This is a genomic window from Rhodococcus spelaei (genome assembly GCF_006704125.1).
GTDB lineage: Bacteria > Actinomycetota > Actinomycetes > Mycobacteriales > Mycobacteriaceae > Rhodococcus_G > Rhodococcus_G spelaei.
In genome coordinates, this window is sequence record NZ_VIGH01000009.1 from 82011 (window position 1) to 97383 (window position 15373).

The window sequence follows — 15373 nt, forward strand, 5'->3', positions numbered from 1 at the left end:
GGCCGGTTGACATACCCCAGGGGGTATAGTTTCGCCGAAACGGAGGGAGCCGACGTGAAGGTCGTCATCGTGGGAGGGGTCGCGGGCGGGATGTCCGCCGCGACCAGGTTGCGCCGACTGGACGAAACCGCGCACATCGTGGTCTTCGAGCGGGGCGGTCACGTCTCGTTCGCGAACTGTGGTCTGCCGTACTACGCGGGCGGGGTGATCGAGGACCGGGACGCGCTGCTGCTGCAGACGCCGGAGAGCCTCGCCGCCCGGTTCGGGCTGGACGTGCGTGTCCGCACCGAGGTGACCGCGATCGATCCCGTGGCCCGTACCGTCACCGCCCGCGACGTGCGAACCGGTGCCGAGTTCACCGAGCCGTACGACTCCCTGGTCCTGAGTCCCGGCGCCAGTCCGATCGTCCCCGACATCGAGGGTGTCGAGCGCGCCCTGGTGCTGCGCGACGTCGACGACGTGGACCGCCTCGTCGCCGCGGTGGGGGACTCGGCGACCTCGGCCGTCATCGTCGGCGCCGGGTTCATCGGCGTCGAGCTCGCCGAGAACCTGCGCCGCCGCAACCTCGACGTCTCGGTTGTCGAACTCGCCGACCAGGTGCTCGCCCCGCTCGACCCCGAGATGGCCGCGCCCGTCGCGGACGAGCTGCGAGCCAACGGGGTTCGGCTCGAGCTCGGCACCCAGGTCACCTCGATCGGCGCCGCGGACGTCACCCTCGCCGACGGCCGGGTCCTGCCCGCCGACGTCGTCGTGATGGCGATCGGGGTGCGACCCGAAGCCGGGCTCGCGGTCGCGGCGGGCATCGCGACCGGCCCGCGTGGTGGCATCGCCGTCGACGACCGGATGCGTACCTCCGCGGAGCACGTCTACGCGGTCGGAGACGCGGTGGAGAAGATCGACGCGATCTCCGGTCAACCCGGTCTCGTCCCGCTGGCCAACCCTGCGAACCGGCAGGGCCGGCTCGTCGCCGATGTCATCGCCGGACTGCCGGTGCGCCCGCGCCGCGTCGTCGGCACCGCGATCGTCGGCGTGTTCTCACTGATGGCGGCGGCGGTCGGCTGGAACGAGAAGCGCCTGCGCGCGGCAGGTCGGCCGTACCGGGCGATCCACACCCACCCGCAGTCGCACGCCGGGTACTACCCGGGCGCGGAGGGGATGTCGCTCAAGCTGCTGGTCGATCCGGAGACCGACGCGATCCTCGGCGCCCAGGGCGTCGGCGGTGACGGCGTCGACAAGCGGATCGACGTGATCGCGACCGCGATGGTCGGCGGCATCGCGGCCTCCGAACTGGCGGACCTCGAACTGGCCTACGCGCCGCAGTTCGGTTCCGCGAAGGACCCGGTGAACATGCTCGGCTACATCGCAGACAACCTGCGCGTGGGCACGGCCGCGACGGTGCAGTGGCACGAACTGCCCGACCTGCTCGCGGCGGGCGTGGTGCTCGTGGACGTCCGCACGCCGGACGAGTTCGCCGCCGGGTCCATCCCCGGCGCGGTGAACGTCGAGCTCGACGAGCTGCGGTCCCGGCTGCACGAGCTGCCGGACGGGGAGCTTGTGGTGCACTGCCAGGTCGGCCAGCGCGGGCATACCGCGGCCCGGCTGCTGGGTCAGCTCGGCCGGTCGGTCCGCAACCTCGACGGCGGGTACCGCACCTGGCAGTCGGCGCAGGTGCGGGTCGGTGAACCGGTGTAGTGGCCGGTCAGGCGTCCGTGTCGGGAGTGTCGGGCTCCGCGGGTCCCTGGTCCGGGTTCTCGTCGAGCACGCCCACGGTCACCCCGTAGGGCAGGAACCGCACGAGGCGACGCGGATCGGTGTTCGTCTTGTTGGCCCGCAGCGCGTCGAGTTCGCTCGCGTAGACCTGCTCGACGCGAGCGGCGCCCTGGTCGTCGACGAGGTAGATCGCCCAGACCCCGTCGCCGGTGTCGCCGGTGGTCGCGGGCCGCGCCGCCGGCCATACCCGGTGGGTCGTGGCCTCACCCATGCCGCTGGTCCACACGGTGCCGAGGCCGGCCTCGCCGAGGAAGCCGCCGACCTTTCCGAGGGCGTCCCGGAGGCCGTCGCCCACCTCCCTGGCCACGCGGTCGAGATCCTCCGGGTCGAAGCCGAAGGGCCCGTTCTCGCTCATGATGTCTCCTGCGTCGTGTCGGATGGTGGTCGGGGTGGACGTGGTCGAACTGGCCTTGCCTCCAGTGTGGCCGCGGTTCGGTACCGGCGCCAGGAGTGGACTCGCAAGATACCCCACGGGGTACCCTGAATTCGGGTCATTCGACGTGATCATCGAAAGAAAGAGGAGGTGTCGCCATGACCGGCGACGAGGAGAGCATCGCGCTGGTGCTGAACCGGCTCCGGCGCGCACAGGGTCAGTTGGCCGGGGTCATCTCGATGATCGAGAGCGGCCGCGACTGCAAGGACGTCGTCACCCAGCTCGCCGCGGTGTCGCGCGCCCTGGACCGGGCCGGCTTCAAGATCGTCGCCACCGGGCTTCGGGACTGCCTCGAGGGCAAGGACCGCGACAACCAGGCCCCCATGACCGAGGCGGAGCTCGAGAAGCTCTTCCTCACACTGGCGTGACGGGAATGGACGCGAGCGCCTGGGACGACCGGTACCGCGACCGGCCCGATCCGTGGGGGTCCGAACCCGCCGAGACCATCCGCGAGCGGCTGGTCGACGCGACGCCCGGCCGGGCCGTGGACCTGGCCTGCGGTGACGGCAGGCACGCCCGATGGCTCGACCGCGCCGGCTGGACCGTCACCGCCGTCGACTACTCGGCGGTCGCCATCGAGCAGGCCCGCGGGCGCGATCTTCAGCGGCAGATCGACTGGCAGGTCGGCGACGTCACCGCCTGGTCGCCGGACGGTCCGGTGGACCTGGTGCTGCTGAGCTTCCTGCACCTGCCGATCGAGGAACTGCAGGCCCAGATCGCCCGCGCGGCAGGCTGGCTCGCGCCCGGCGGCCGGCTGCTCTATCTGGGACACTCACTGGAGAACTTTCACCGTGGGGTCGGCGGCCCGCCGGATCCCGCGATCCTGCCCACCATCGCCGACCTTGCCGGGGCGGCGACGGGGCTGCGGGTCGACGCTCTCGAGCACGTGTGCCGGCCCGTCGACGGCGGCACTGCCGTCGACATCCTGCTCGACGCCGGGCCGTGGGAAATCGACCCGCACCGGTAACCGCACCGAACGCGAAACGGGGACGCAGATCATGGAACTCGGAATCACCACCGCACTGACCACAACCTTCGACGATGCGGTGGAACGTACCCGCGGAGCCCTGCAGCAGCAGGGCTTCGGTGTGCTCACCGAGATCGACATGCAGGCCACTCTGAAGGCGAAGCTCGACGAGGACATCGAGCGGTACCTGATTCTCGGCGCGTGCAACCCGCAACTCGCCCACCGCGCGGTCGGGCTGAACCGCCAGATCGGCCTGCTGCTGCCCTGCAACGTGGTGGTCCGGGCGGACGGCGACGAGGTGGTCGTGGAGGCGATGAACCCCCAGTTGATGGTCGAGGTGACCGACGACCCGGAGCTCGCGGTGGTCGCGGACGAGGCGGCGACGCGGCTGCGGACCGCGATCGAATCGCTCGCCGACTGAAACAACCCCGCGGTCCCCGGCGGGGCGTGGTGCGCGTGGGATCGTCGGCGTAGCAGTATGTAACCCGGCATCCTGCCGAACGATTCGCGTTCGGTCGGCGTGCGGTTTGCGAGCTGTTCGACACCGAATGGGGAACGTGCATGTCCGTGGGAATTGGGATCCGGATCGGCAGTCTGGTGTCCACCCTCGTGGTGGCATCGAACGAGCCGGGCACTCCCGACCCGATCGTCATCGTCCGCGACACCGTGCTCTACCTGTGTTCGGACGGTGAGGCGGTGCTCGGCGGCGGGGACTCGAGCGAGGATTCGGAGTTCATCAGCACGCTGTCGGGATTCGTTGCGCGAGTGGGTGATCCTGAAGGCGTGGCGACCAGTGACGGTACCCGTTACCGGGCCGAGGACGTGGTGGCCACCGCGATGCGGAGTCTGGTCCGTGAGTGCGAACCGCTGCCGACCTTCGGCGGCCGTGACGGCGGTGCACCCAAGGTGGTGGCCACGCATCCGTCGGCCTGGGACTCGGAGACGGTGTCGGAGCTGCGCAATTCGCTGAACTACTCCGGGCTCTCCGAGGTGTCGCTGGTCTCGGATGCCGAGGCGGCCTGCGCCTGGTTCGAGTCGGAGGTGGCCGAACAACCGGGTCAGTTGATCGGCAGCTACCACGTCGACGACGCCGGAGCGACGGTCACCCTGGTGCGCTCGGGCGTCTCCAGCGGGAGGTCGTTCCGGTTCGCCGCCGGACGCGGGTCCTCGCCGACGGCGCAGTTGTCCAGTGCGCTCGGCGCATTCGGGTGGCTGCCGTCGAACCTCGACGCAGTGGTGGTGACCGCGGACGGACTGGTCGCCCGGGATGCCGCCGCGCTGCGAGGTGTGGCGAACGCCCTCGCCGAGAAGTTCGGTGTGCACTGTGTGGTCGGACCGGGTCCGGAGCAGGCCGCAGCGCTCGGCGCGGCAATTCTCGCCGCGGGCTTCCGGACCGCGACTCACGTCAACAAGCCGATCGGGTTGCCGCCGTCCTACGACGTCACCGAGGTGCTCACCGCGATCGGGCGGATCCGGCCGGTTCCCGGTGCGGCGGCGGGGGCCGCGACCGAGTCTGTCAGCGCGGGTTCGACTCTCGTGACCGCGACACCCGACGACACCGAGTCCGTCGTGGAGGGTGAGGCGGTCGCGGTGCCGGCCGGGCACCGGCTGCGTAACGTGCTCGTCGCGCTGGCCGCCGTCGCGGCTTTGCTGGTCCTTATCGGTGTCGGGGCCGCGTTCCTGCTGCTCTGACGGCGCCGACCCTCACCTTCCCGCGATCGGATCGCCGCCGGGAGGCGCGCCGCGGTTGCCCGGCCACAAAGATTGATTGTGACGCGGCTAGGCTGGGGGCATGCCGATCTCGCCCCGCGTCCCCGAGCTCGCCGCCCTCGACGTGCTGGTCTCCGTCGCGCGGCTGGGCAGCATGGGCGCCGCCGGTCGCGAGCACGGACTCAGTCAGCAGGCGATCAGCGCCCGCGTGCGGTCCGCTGAACGTCAACTCGGCATCAAGGTGTTCGACCGCGCCACCACCGGCGTGACGCCGACCTACGAGGGCGGGCTCGTACTCGAATGGGCGGCCGGAACACTCACCGCGGCAGAGCATCTCGCGTCGGGAATCTCGGCGCTGCGAGGCGAGCGCGAGGCGAACCTCACGGTCGCGGCCAGCATGACCATCGCCGAGTACCTGGTCCCCGGCTGGACCGTCACCATGCGCCGCAAGCACCCGACCGTGGTCACGTCGGTTCGCCTGCTCAACTCCACCGACGTCGCCGCGCAGGTGCTCGCAGGAGACGCGGAACTCGGCTTCGTCGAGGGGCCGGAGGTGCCCGCCGGACTCGACGCGCGCGAGGTCGCCCGCGACGAACTGGTCGTGATCGTGCCGCCCGGCCACCCGTGGTCGCGGTCCGGTCCGATCGCCCCCGCCGAGCTCGCCCGAACCCCGTTGATCCAGCGTGAGTTCGGCTCCGGCACCAGGACCACGCTCGAGCAGGCCGTGCCCGGTTGCGTGGCGCCGCTGCTCGAGCTCACCTCCTGCACAGCGGTCAAGGCCGCGGTGGTCGCGGGCAACGCCCCCGCGGTGGTGTCCTCGCTGGCGGTGGCCGCGGACCTCGTCGACGGCCGCCTGGTGGCCGTCGAACTGCAGGGGCTGCGACTGCCACGTCGGCTGTTGGCGGTGTGGGAACGTGACCGCGGATTGCGTGGCTCGGCCCGCGAGTTCCTGGACATCGCCGCGGGGTGAGCCGACGACACCGCGCTGTGTCGCGTGTCAGTCGTGCGGTCGGCCTGGGAATCAACCGTCGTCCCCGGAAATCAATGCGCGCGCAGAAATGAAAAGGTACAGAACGCGCACTTTGTACAGAATGCACACTCTGTACAGATTCGGCGGTTCGTACAGATTCCGCGAGTTGTACCTTTTCGATCTCGTGTGCGGAGGTGCTTCCGAGCGTGCCGGTGGGTCCTGCCGTCGACGACAGTCGGGTTGACTGTGGCGCATGACCGGAACACGCGTCGTGGCCGCCCAGATCAAGCCGAACAGCAGGAAGGGCCCGCTCGTCGAGACCCTCGACGACGGCACTCTGCTGCTGTACGTGCGCGCGCCCGCGTCGGAGGGCAAGGCGAACAAGGCGGCCGAGGAACTGCTCGCCCGGCATTTCGGGGTGTCGAAGAGTTCCGTGCGGCTGACTTCCGGCTCAACCTCGCGCCACAAGCGCTTCGAGGTGCAGGATTGACAAATGTCCGACTGGAACGGTGAGGGCTACGCACAGGTGAGCGGGCTGCAGCGCACGCTCGCCGAGAAGTCGCTGTCCGGTCTCGCACTCGGCGGCGGTGAACGCCTGCTCGACGTCGGGTGCGGCGACGGGTTCGTCACCGCGCGGCTGGCTGCCCGGCTGCCGCGCGGCTCGGTGGTCGGAGTGGACGCGTCCCCGAGCATGATCGACACAGCGCGATCGCGGCCGCGGCCGGACGGAGCCCCGATCGAGTTCCTCGTCGCCGACGCCCGCGACCTCCCGTTCCGCGACGAGTTCGACGTCGTCGTCTCCTTCAACGCGCTGCACTGGGTGACCGAGCAGCACCGGGCGCTCGCCGGGATCGCGCGGGCGCTCCGCGACGGCGGCCGCGTGATCGTGCAGATGGTGTGCGCGAGCGAACGTCCGAGCCTCGAATCCGTCATCACGCGGGCGTGCCGGCGGCCGGAGTGGTCGGGCGACTTCGCGGGATTCGAGCCGCCGTTCCTGCATGTCGATCCGGCGGACTATCGCGATCTCGCGACGTCGGCGGGCCTGGCGGTCACCGACCTGCGCGTGGGCGACCTCGACTGGGACTTCGGCTCCCGCGAGGCGTTCGCGCGGTGGTGTGCGGTCGGGTCCACGGCCTGGACGAGCCGACTCGACGAGCGCCGCGCGACCGACTTCGTCGACCAGGTCGTCCGCGACTACGAGACGGTCGCGGGCAGACCGGGGCTGTTCCGGTTCACCCAGATGCGAGCGGAACTTGCCAAGTCATCGACGCAGTGACTACCGCCCACCCACGAAGCTGTGTCTACTGTCCGCCCGCGAACCCGTGTTGACGCCAGGCCTCGTAGACGGCCACCGCGGCCGCGTTCGACAAGTTCAGTGAACGCCGGCCGGGGATCATCGGAATCCGCACCTGTGCGGTGACATGTCGGTCCGCCAGGACCTCCGCGGACAGTCCGGTCGGCTCCGGTCCGAACAGGAGCACATCGCCCGGCTGGTAGGCGATGTCGGTGAACGAGGTGTCCGCGTGCGCGGTGAACGCGTACACCCGCTGTGGGGCCACCGCCGACCACGCCGCGGGCAGATCCTCGTGCACGGTCACCGACGCGAGGTCGTGGTAGTCGAGGCCCGCACGCCGCAGCTTCGGCTCGGACAGGTCGAACCCGAGCGGGCCGACCAGGTGCAGCTCGCATCCGGTGCCCGCGACCAGGCGGATCGCGTTGCCCGTGTTGGGAGGGATACGTGGCTCGTGGAACATCAGTCGGAACACACCGATCAGCTTGCCAGCACCGGGTAGCAGACCTGCCGTCGCCACCCGCGCGGTCCCCGTGGTCCGGACTGTCGGTGGGAGAGGGCAGGATCGAGGTATGGCTGAGGACGACATCCAGGAATTCATCGGCGAGGACTTCTCGGACGCGCGTCTGCCACGCCAGCAGTGGACCCACCGCCACTACACCGGGTGCTCGTTCCGTGACGCCGACCTGAGCGACCTGCACACCGAGCACGTGGTGTTCACCGACTGCGACTTCACCGGCGCCGACCTCACCGACTCGCGCCACCTGGTGACCGCGTTCCGCTCCTGCACGTTCACCAGGACCAGGCTGTGGCACAGCGTGTTCCGCAGTTCCAGCCTGCTCGGGTCCAGCTTCCAGGACTGCCGCCTACGCCCGATCGAGTTCGACGAGGTGGACTTCACCCTGGCCTCGCTCGGCAAGGCCGACCTGCGGGGGGTCAACTTCTCCGATTGCCGGCTACGTGAGGCGAACCTGGTCGGCGCGGACCTGCGCAACGCGGTGTTGCAGTCGGTCGACATGTTCGGTGCCCGGACCTCCGGACTGCGCCTCGAGGGTGCGGACCTGCGCGGCGCGCACGTGGACGCGGCGCTGTGGACCAGCGCCAAGCTCGACAAGGCGAAGATCGAGATGACGCAGGCTATCGCGATGGCCACCGCACACGGGTTGGTCGTCGAGCCCTGAGCCGGCGCCCCGGAGGTCAGCGCACGAGTTCGCGCGCCAGCAGGTCCATCAGCAGACCGTCCGCCCAGCTGCCGTCGTGGTTCAGCTCGTACTCGCGCATCACCCCGACGTCCTTGAAGCCGACCTTGCGGTAGCACGCGATCGCCGGGGCGTTCGCGACCTTCGGGTCGATGACGAGGCGGTGGAATCTGTGGTCGTCGATCAGGTGCGCGCACAGCACCCGCACCACCTCTGTGCCCAGTCCTCGACCCTGCGTCTGCGCGGACAGGAACAGGTCGAGGCCGGCGTGCCGGTACTCGGGGTCCGGTTCGAAGTACCACTGCGCGAACCCGACGACTTGATCGCCTTCGAGCACCGTGTACTTGGTGGTGTCGCGTTCCTCGACTTCCGGCCAGTCGTCGTCGGGCATCTGCCACCACTTGCGCACCTCGGGCTCGCGGTGGATCTCGCGCAGGCGGGCTCTGTGCTCGGGTCGCAGGGGGACCAGCAGCACTCGAGGACCGCGGAGTTCGGGTGCAAGTTCAGGAGTCGTTGCCATGGTTCCAGTCTGACCTGAAACAATGGCGGCCGTGACTGCAACGATCCTCGATGGCAAAGCGACCCGTGACGAGATCTTCACCGACCTGAAGGCTCGGGTGGACGCACTCAGGGCCAAGGGCATCACACCCGGACTGGGCACCGTCCTGGTCGGCGACGACCCCGGATCGGCCTCCTACGTGCGCGGCAAGCACAACGACTGCACCAAGGTCGGCATCACCTCGATCCGGCGCGACCTGCCCGCCGACATCACCCAGGCCGAACTCGAGGCCACCATCGACGAGCTCAATGCGAACCCCGCGTGCACCGGCTACATCGTGCAGCTGCCGCTGCCCAAGCACCTGGACGAGAACGCCGCACTCGAGCGCATCGATCCCGACAAGGACGCCGACGGGCTGCACCCGGTGAACCTGGGCCGGCTCGTACTCGGCAAGGAGGCCACCCTGCCGTGCACGCCCCGCGGGGTGGTGCACCTGCTGCGTCGCTACGACATCCCGATCGACGGCGCCCGCGTCACGGTGGTCGGCCGAGGCGTCACCATCGGTCGCCCGATCGGGTTGCTGCTGACCCGACGCTCCGAGAACGCCACGGTCACCCTCTGTCACACCGGCACCAAGGACCTGGCAGCGGAGGTGAGCCGCGCCGACATCGTGGTTGCCGCCGCCGGCGTCGCGGGTCTGATCACCGCGGACATGGTCAAGCCGGGCGCGGCCGTGATCGACGTGGGCGTGAGCCGCACCGCGGACGGACTGCGCGGCGACGTCGCCGACGACGTGCGTGAGGTCGCGGGATTCGTCTCACCCAACCCCGGCGGCGTCGGACCACTGACCCGCGCGTTCCTGCTGAGCAACGTCGTCGAGCGCGCCGAGCAGCTCGCCGCGGGCTCGGAATAGTCCCGGTGATGGTCGCCACCACGAACCGGTGGGCTCGGCTCGCCCGCCGGAACCTGCCGCTGCTGGCAGTGTCGGCGGTGGTCGTTGTCGCGGTGATCTTCGTGCTGGCCGAGCGGTGGCGTCGAGGTGCGTTCGTCTTCGGCCTCGCGACGCTGTTGGCGGCCGGGTTCCGGCTGTGCCTGCCGGACGAGCAGGTCGGGCTCCTCGCCGTGCGCGGCCAGGCCTTCGACGTGGCGGCCCTCACGGCGGTCGGCGCGGCGATCGTCTGGCTGGCCGTCTCCATCGACCCGCTCGGCACCGGCTAGTCAGAGATCGGTTTCGGTTCGGCCTCGATCGACGCAGGTTCGGTGCTGCTGCCCAGGTGGCGGCAGCACCGAAGTCCTACACGGCGACCGAACTCATCTGGCTCGCCCTGGCCAGGTCCAAGGCCTCACCGAGCAGTGAGGTCACCCACGGGACCTCGGTGAGGAAGCCGTCGTGACCGGCGGCGGAATGAATCACCCGCAGGGCTTCACAGCCCGGCAGCAGTTCGGCCATCTCCTCGAGGTGACGCAGCGGCATGATCCGGTCCGAGTCGATGGCACCGACGACCACGGGGACGCGGGTCGAGGTCAGCGCGGCCTCGAGTCCACCGCGCCCGCGGCCGACGTCATACAGGGTGACGGCCTCGCTGAGGGCCACGTAGCTGCCCGCGTCGAAGATCGACACCAGCTTGTTCGCGTGGTACTCGAGGTAGCTCTGCACGGCGAACCGGCCGCCGCGCCACAGGTCCTCGCCCTTCTGCGGGACGTTCTGGAACTGCGTGTCCAGGGCCACCTCCCCGCGGTAGGACAGATGCGCGAACCGACGGGCGATGCTCAGTCCGGTGTCCGGGCTCCTGCCGGTGCCGTAGTAGTCCCCACCCTGCCAGTTCGGATCGGCGGTGATGGCGTCGATCTGGGTCGTCTGGCCACCGATCTGGTCTGCGGTGGAGCGGGGTCCCACCGCCAGTGCGAGGGCCGACGCGACCCGATCCGGATGGCTGACCATCCATTCGAGGACGCGCATACCGCCCATCGAGCCGCCGACCACGGACGCGAACCGCGCGATGCCCAGTTTGTCGGCGACCGCAGCCTCCGCCTCGACCTGGTCGCGGATGGAGATCATCGGGAAGCGCGAGCCCCAGGGCTTGCCGTCGGGGGCCGGCGAGCTGGGGCCGGTGGTGCCGCGGCAGCCACCGAGGACATTGGTGGCCAGCACACACCACTCGTTGGTGTCGAGCGGCTCTCCCGGCCCGACCATGCCGTTCCACCAGCCTGGGGTGACGTGTTCGTCGTCCGCCGGGCCGGTGACGTGCGAGTCGCCCGTCAGTGCGTGTTCGACGAGCACGATGTTGTCCATCGCAGGGTTGGGGGTGCCCCAGCACTGCACGGCGACGGTGACGTCGGGCAGCACCTCGCCGCTCTCGAGTCGAAGTGCGCCGATGTCGATCTGGGTCAGCCGTCCGTCGGTCGGCGGAAACGCGTCGACCGTCCGCATGTACGACGCGGTCGTGATTTCCTGACGGGGAAGCTGCTCGTCAGCGGTCGTGGGGTGGTTCACAGTCGAACGCATGGCCAGGATGTTAGAGCGCGATGACACGGTCGCGGAGGTTAATCGAAAAGTTACCTATGCGCATCTCGTGACCCGGTTCGTTACCTTTCGTACCGATCGGTCGGAACCTGGGCACGGGTTCCCAGGACGTGGGACACGCACGATTCAACTCACGCGCCGCGGCGCCCGGACCTGGCCAAGGCCATCGTTTCGCCGAGCAGCGAGGTGACCCACGCGACCTCGGTGAGGAAGCCGTCGTGCCCGTCCGCGGAATGCACGAGCCGAAGGCCGTCACAGCCCGGCAGGTGGTGAGCCACCTCCTGGAGTTGGCGCAGCGGGAAGAGGCGGTCCGAGTCGATGCCGCCGACGATCGCCGGGACCGGGGTCGCCGCGAGCGCGGCGGCCACCCCGCCACGCTCGCGGCCGACGTCGTGCCGGTTGATGGCCTCGGTGAGGACCACGTAGGTCCCCGGATCGAAGCGCGCGGTCAGCTTGTCGGCCTGGTGCTCGAGGTAGCTCTGCACCGCGTAACGACCGCCCGACCGCGGATCCTCGCCGACCTGGGCGGCGTTCCGGAAGCTGGCGTCCAGGCCCGACTCGGCCCGATAGGACAGGTGCGCGATCCGTCGGGCGATGCGAAGCCCGCCGTCCGGCGACCTGCCGGTTCCGTGGTAGTCGCCGCCCTGCCAGTCCGGGTCGGTGGTGATGGCGGAGACCTGGGTCGTCTGGGCGCCGATCTGGTCCGCGGTCGCGCAGGCGCCGGCCGCCAGCACCAGGGCTGAGCCGACGCGGTCCGGGTGACCGACCATCCATTCGAGGGCGCGCATGCCGCCCATCGAGCCGCCGACCACGGATGCGAACCGCGCGATGCCGAACGCGTCGGCCAGGGCGACCTCCGCCTCGACCTGGTCGCGGACCGAGATGGCGGGGAAGCGTGAACCCCACGGTCGTCCGTCCGTGGTCGTGGAGGTGGGGCCGGTACTGCCGCTGCAGCCGCCGAGCACGTTGGCAGCCAGCACGCACCACTCGTCGGTGTCGAGGGGTGCGCCGGGGCCGACCATGCCGTTCCACCAGCCCGGAGAGATGTGTTCGCCGTCGACCGGGCCGGTGACGTGCGAGTCGCCCGTCAATGCGTGCTCGACGAGCACGATGTTGTCCGTCTCCGGGGTAGGGGTACCCCAGCACTGCACCGCGAGGGTGACGTCGGACAGGACGACACCGCTCTCGAGTCGCAACGAACCGATGTCGACGGAGGTCAGGCGGCCGTCTGTCGGGGGAAATGTGCTTCCCCCGACTGCCGGAGGCTCGGCCCGATCGCGTGTCGAAGCGGGTGTCGAGTCGGGGCGATTCGAGGGCGACGGCACGACATTGATGTTAGCGAGACTATGCGTTACCCGCCCGGGACGGTGCGCCCGGTGTAGTTCGTCAGGACCGGGGCCATTCCGCGGTGGTGCCGTCGCGACCGGCCCTGGCCAGTGCCATCGTCTCTTCGAGTAGGCCGGTCACCCACTCGGCCTCGGTGAGGAAGCCGTCGTGACCGTCCTTCGAGTGCACCACCCGTACCGGGCCGGAGCCCGCGAGATGGGTCGCCAACTCCTCCTGCTGCCACAGGGGATAGAGGCGGTCGGAGTCGACGCCGCCGACGATCACCGGGACGGGGGTCGATGCGAGGGCCGCCTCGACCCCGCCCCGCCCGCGACCGACGTCGTGCCGGTTCATCGCCTCGGTGAGCAGCACGTAGGTACTGGGATCGAAACGCGCCACCAGCTTGTCGGCCTGGTGCTCGAGGTAGCTCTCGACGGCGTACCGGCCGCCGCGCCAGGGGTCCTCTCCGCGTTGCGAGGAGTTCGCGAAGCGCGCGTCGAGTTCGCCCTCGGTGCGGTAGGTCAGGTGCGCGATCCGGCGGGCGATGGCCAATCCGGTCCGGGGCGCACGCCCGGTGCCGTGGTAGTCGCCGCCCTGCCAGTCCGGGTCGGCCTCGATCGCGGCGATTTGGGTGGTCTGGGTGCCGATCTGATCGGCCGTGGCCCGCGCGCCGACAGCCAGGATCAGTGCGGAGGCGACGCGGTCCGGATGCTCGACGATCCACTCGAGGGCACGCATGCCACCCATCGATCCGCCGATCACCGAGGCGATCCGCTCGATTCCGAGGGTGTCGGCCAGCGCGACCTCGGCGGTGACCTGGTCGCGGATGGAGATCTCGGGGAACCGGGAGCCCCAGGGGCGGCCCTCGGGGTCCAGGGACGCCGGCCCGGTGCTGCCGCGGCAGCCGCCGAGCACGTTGGTGGCCAGCACGCACCACTCGTTGGTGTCGATCGGAGCGCCCGGCCCGACCATCCCGTCCCACCAGCCGGGGGAGGGATGATCGCTGTCTGCGGGACCGGTGACGTGCGAGTCGCCGGTGAGCGCGTGCTCGACGAGCACGACATTGTCGCGGGTCGGGCTGAGCTTGCCCCAGGCCTGCACGGCGAGGACGACGTCCGGGAGGACGGCACCGCTCTCGAGCGTGACGGGGCCGACGGGAATACCCGTCAGTCGCCCGTCCGGCGTCGGGAATCCGTCAGGAGTCCCGGCCGGACGGGCGCCCGATACGGAGCTGACGGTCAAGACGCGGCCGCCGCGAAGCCGGTCTCGAGGTCGGCAAGGATGTCGTCGATTCCCTCGATGCCCACCGCGAGCCGGACGAGCCCGGGGGTGACGCCGGACGCCAGCTGCTCCTCGGGGGACAGCTGCGCGTGAGTGGTCGAAGCGGGATGGATCACGAGAGAACGCACATCGCCGATGTTAGCGACGTGACTGTGCAGGGTCAGCGCGTTGACGAACTTCTTTCCCGCCTCGGCGCCGCCCGCCAACTCGAAGGCCACGATCGCACCCGCACCCTTGGGTGCGAGCTGCCGCGCGCGCTCGTGCCAGGGGGAGCTCGGCAGGCCGGCGTAGGCCACCGAGGTGACGTCCGCACGTGCCTCGAGGAACTCGGCGACCCGCTGCGCGTTCGCGACGTGCCGCTCGATCCGCAGGCTCAGCGTTTCGATGCCCTGGCTGATCAGGAATGCGTTGAACGGGGACACCGCGGCGCCCACGTCTCGCAGCAGCTGCACGCGTGCCTTGAGCGCGTACGCGGGCGCGCCGAGGTCGGCGAACACCACACCGTGGTAGCTGGCGTCGGGGGTGGTGAAGCTCGGATGCCTGCCCTGCGTCCAGTCGAACGTCCCGCCGTCGACGATGACACCGGCGATCGCGGTGCCGTGGCCGCCGAGGTACTTGGTGGCCGAGTGCACCACGATGTCGGCTCCGTGCGCGAGCGGCTGGATCAGGTAGGGCGTCGCGACCGTGTTGTCCACGATCAGGGGGATGCCGTTCTCGTGTGCGACCGCCGAGATCCCGGGGAGGTCGAGGACGTCGTTGCGCGGGTTCGAGATGGTCTCGCCGAAGAATGCCTTGGTGTTCGGCTTGATCGCGGAGCGCCACTGCTCGAGGTCGTCCGGGTCCTCGACGAACTCGACGGTGATGCCGAGCTTGGGCAGCGTGTAATGGAAGAGGTTGTACGTGCCGCCATACAGACGCGGGCTCGCCACGATGTGGTCGCCCGCCTCGGCCAGGTTCAGGATCGCAAAGGTCGAGGCGGCCTGGCCGGAGGACAGCAGCAGCGCCGCGACGCCGCCCTCGAGCGCGGCGATCCGCTGCTCGACCGCGTCCTGAGTCGGGTTCATGATCCGGGTGTAGATGTTGCCCGGCTCGGCGAGACCGAACAGCGCTGCTGCGTGATCGGTGCTGTCGAAGGTGTAGGAGGTGGTCTGGTAGATCGGCAGGGCCCGAGCCCTGGTCGTCGCGTCCGAGGTTTGACCGGCATGGATCTGCTTGGTCTCGAAGCTCCAGTTCGAGGTCGGATCGGCCGAGGCGGGCGTGTTCTCGCTCATGGGTCGTCTACTCCAGGGAAATGTGGGGAGTGCGGCGCGGCGATCGCGCCGGATGGCAGGTGAGGCCTATCTGCGACAACAACACATGGTTAACCTCCGTTGGGTCGTGGCCCTGTTGGTGGGTCCGTCCCA

The 15373-nt window shown here is 69.9% G+C and carries 18 protein-coding genes; 11 read left to right on the top strand and 7 right to left on the bottom strand.

Features of this window, described 5'->3' with window-relative positions; all coding sequences use genetic code 11:
• Nucleotides 1-54: 54 nt before the first annotated feature.
• Complete coding sequence (locus tag FK531_RS18920) at nt 55-1692, top strand: FAD-dependent oxidoreductase (protein ID WP_142102139.1); 1638 nt, start codon at nt 55-57, stop codon at nt 1690-1692.
• A 7-nt stretch (nt 1693-1699) separates the two neighbouring features.
• On the opposite strand, the gene FK531_RS18925 is transcribed toward FK531_RS18920, so the two are convergent.
• Complete coding sequence (locus FK531_RS18925; RefSeq protein ID WP_142102141.1) at nt 1700-2125, bottom strand: Rv0313 family protein; 426 nt, start codon at nt 2123-2125, stop codon at nt 1700-1702.
• A 176-nt stretch (nt 2126-2301) separates the two neighbouring features.
• Here FK531_RS18925 and FK531_RS18930 point away from each other — a divergent pair, with 176 nt between their 5' ends.
• The 7 genes from FK531_RS18930 to FK531_RS18960 all read left to right on the top strand — a co-directional run bounded on the left by FK531_RS18930 (nt 2302) and on the right by FK531_RS18960 (nt 7126).
• A complete protein-coding gene (locus FK531_RS18930) occupies nt 2302-2571 on the top strand; it encodes a metal-sensitive transcriptional regulator (RefSeq protein WP_142102143.1) in 270 nt (89 codons plus the stop codon).
• Nucleotides 2572-2576: 5 nt separating this feature from the next.
• Complete coding sequence (locus FK531_RS18935) at nt 2577-3170, top strand: class I SAM-dependent methyltransferase (protein ID WP_142102145.1); 594 nt, start codon at nt 2577-2579, stop codon at nt 3168-3170.
• 31 nt (nt 3171-3201) lie between these two features.
• On the top strand, nt 3202-3591 hold the full coding sequence (locus FK531_RS18940) for a DUF302 domain-containing protein (protein ID WP_181763029.1): 390 nt from the start codon (nt 3202-3204) through the stop codon (nt 3589-3591).
• A 140-nt stretch (nt 3592-3731) separates the two neighbouring features.
• A complete protein-coding gene (locus tag FK531_RS18945; protein ID WP_142102146.1) occupies nt 3732-4862 on the top strand; it encodes a hypothetical protein in 1131 nt (376 codons plus the stop codon).
• A 100-nt stretch (nt 4863-4962) separates the two neighbouring features.
• Nucleotides 4963-5850: a LysR family transcriptional regulator gene (locus tag FK531_RS18950; RefSeq protein ID WP_142102148.1), complete on the top strand. Its 888-nt coding sequence runs from the start codon at nt 4963-4965 to the stop codon at nt 5848-5850.
• A 253-nt stretch (nt 5851-6103) separates the two neighbouring features.
• Nucleotides 6104-6340 (top strand): DUF167 domain-containing protein, encoded by a 237-nt coding sequence (locus tag FK531_RS18955; protein WP_142102150.1) that lies wholly within the window; start codon nt 6104-6106, stop codon nt 6338-6340.
• A 3-nt stretch (nt 6341-6343) separates the two neighbouring features.
• The gene (locus FK531_RS18960) at nt 6344-7126 is read left to right on the top strand and encodes a class I SAM-dependent methyltransferase (RefSeq protein WP_142102152.1); all 783 of its coding nucleotides are present in this window, start codon (nt 6344-6346) and stop codon (nt 7124-7126) included.
• A 25-nt stretch (nt 7127-7151) separates the two neighbouring features.
• Here the strand turns inward: FK531_RS18960 and FK531_RS18965 are convergent, their stop codons facing one another.
• Nucleotides 7152-7616 carry a tRNA (cytidine(34)-2'-O)-methyltransferase gene (locus tag FK531_RS18965; RefSeq protein WP_142102428.1) on the bottom strand — a complete coding sequence of 155 codons (465 nt, stop codon included), beginning with the start codon at nt 7614-7616 and terminating at the stop codon, nt 7152-7154.
• A gap of 97 nt (nt 7617-7713) precedes the next feature.
• Here FK531_RS18965 and FK531_RS18970 point away from each other — a divergent pair, with 97 nt between their 5' ends.
• The gene (locus FK531_RS18970; protein ID WP_142102154.1) at nt 7714-8322 is read left to right on the top strand and encodes a pentapeptide repeat-containing protein; all 609 of its coding nucleotides are present in this window, start codon (nt 7714-7716) and stop codon (nt 8320-8322) included.
• Between the two features lie 16 nt (nt 8323-8338).
• Here the strand turns inward: FK531_RS18970 and FK531_RS18975 are convergent, their stop codons facing one another.
• Nucleotides 8339-8860 (bottom strand): GNAT family N-acetyltransferase, encoded by a 522-nt coding sequence (locus FK531_RS18975; protein ID WP_181763030.1) that lies wholly within the window; start codon nt 8858-8860, stop codon nt 8339-8341.
• Nucleotides 8861-8891: 31 nt separating this feature from the next.
• Here FK531_RS18975 and FK531_RS18980 point away from each other — a divergent pair, with 31 nt between their 5' ends.
• Both FK531_RS18980 and FK531_RS18985 read left to right on the top strand, forming a co-directional pair.
• Complete coding sequence (locus tag FK531_RS18980; RefSeq protein ID WP_181763031.1) at nt 8892-9752, top strand: bifunctional methylenetetrahydrofolate dehydrogenase/methenyltetrahydrofolate cyclohydrolase; 861 nt, start codon at nt 8892-8894, stop codon at nt 9750-9752.
• 8 nt (nt 9753-9760) lie between these two features.
• On the top strand, nt 9761-10057 hold the full coding sequence (locus FK531_RS18985; RefSeq protein WP_142102157.1) for a DUF3017 domain-containing protein: 297 nt from the start codon (nt 9761-9763) through the stop codon (nt 10055-10057).
• 76 nt (nt 10058-10133) lie between these two features.
• On the opposite strand, the gene metX (FK531_RS18990) is transcribed toward FK531_RS18985, so the two are convergent.
• From metX (FK531_RS18990) to FK531_RS19005, 4 genes are all read right to left on the bottom strand, one after another.
• The gene (gene metX, locus FK531_RS18990) at nt 10134-11270 is read right to left on the bottom strand and encodes a homoserine O-acetyltransferase MetX (RefSeq protein ID WP_142102432.1); all 1137 of its coding nucleotides are present in this window, start codon (nt 11268-11270) and stop codon (nt 10134-10136) included.
• A 224-nt stretch (nt 11271-11494) separates the two neighbouring features.
• Nucleotides 11495-12688 (bottom strand): homoserine O-acetyltransferase MetX, encoded by a 1194-nt coding sequence (metX, locus tag FK531_RS18995; RefSeq protein ID WP_435531070.1) that lies wholly within the window; start codon nt 12686-12688, stop codon nt 11495-11497.
• A gap of 61 nt (nt 12689-12749) precedes the next feature.
• The gene (metX, locus tag FK531_RS19000; RefSeq protein WP_435531071.1) at nt 12750-13931 is read right to left on the bottom strand and encodes a homoserine O-acetyltransferase MetX; all 1182 of its coding nucleotides are present in this window, start codon (nt 13929-13931) and stop codon (nt 12750-12752) included.
• Nucleotides 13928-15241, bottom strand: a complete 1314-nt coding sequence (locus FK531_RS19005) for a bifunctional o-acetylhomoserine/o-acetylserine sulfhydrylase (protein WP_142102159.1) — start codon at nt 15239-15241, stop codon at nt 13928-13930. The genes metX (FK531_RS19000) and FK531_RS19005 overlap by 4 nt, the downstream gene beginning before the upstream one ends.
• Nucleotides 15242-15373: the final 132 nt, after the last annotated feature.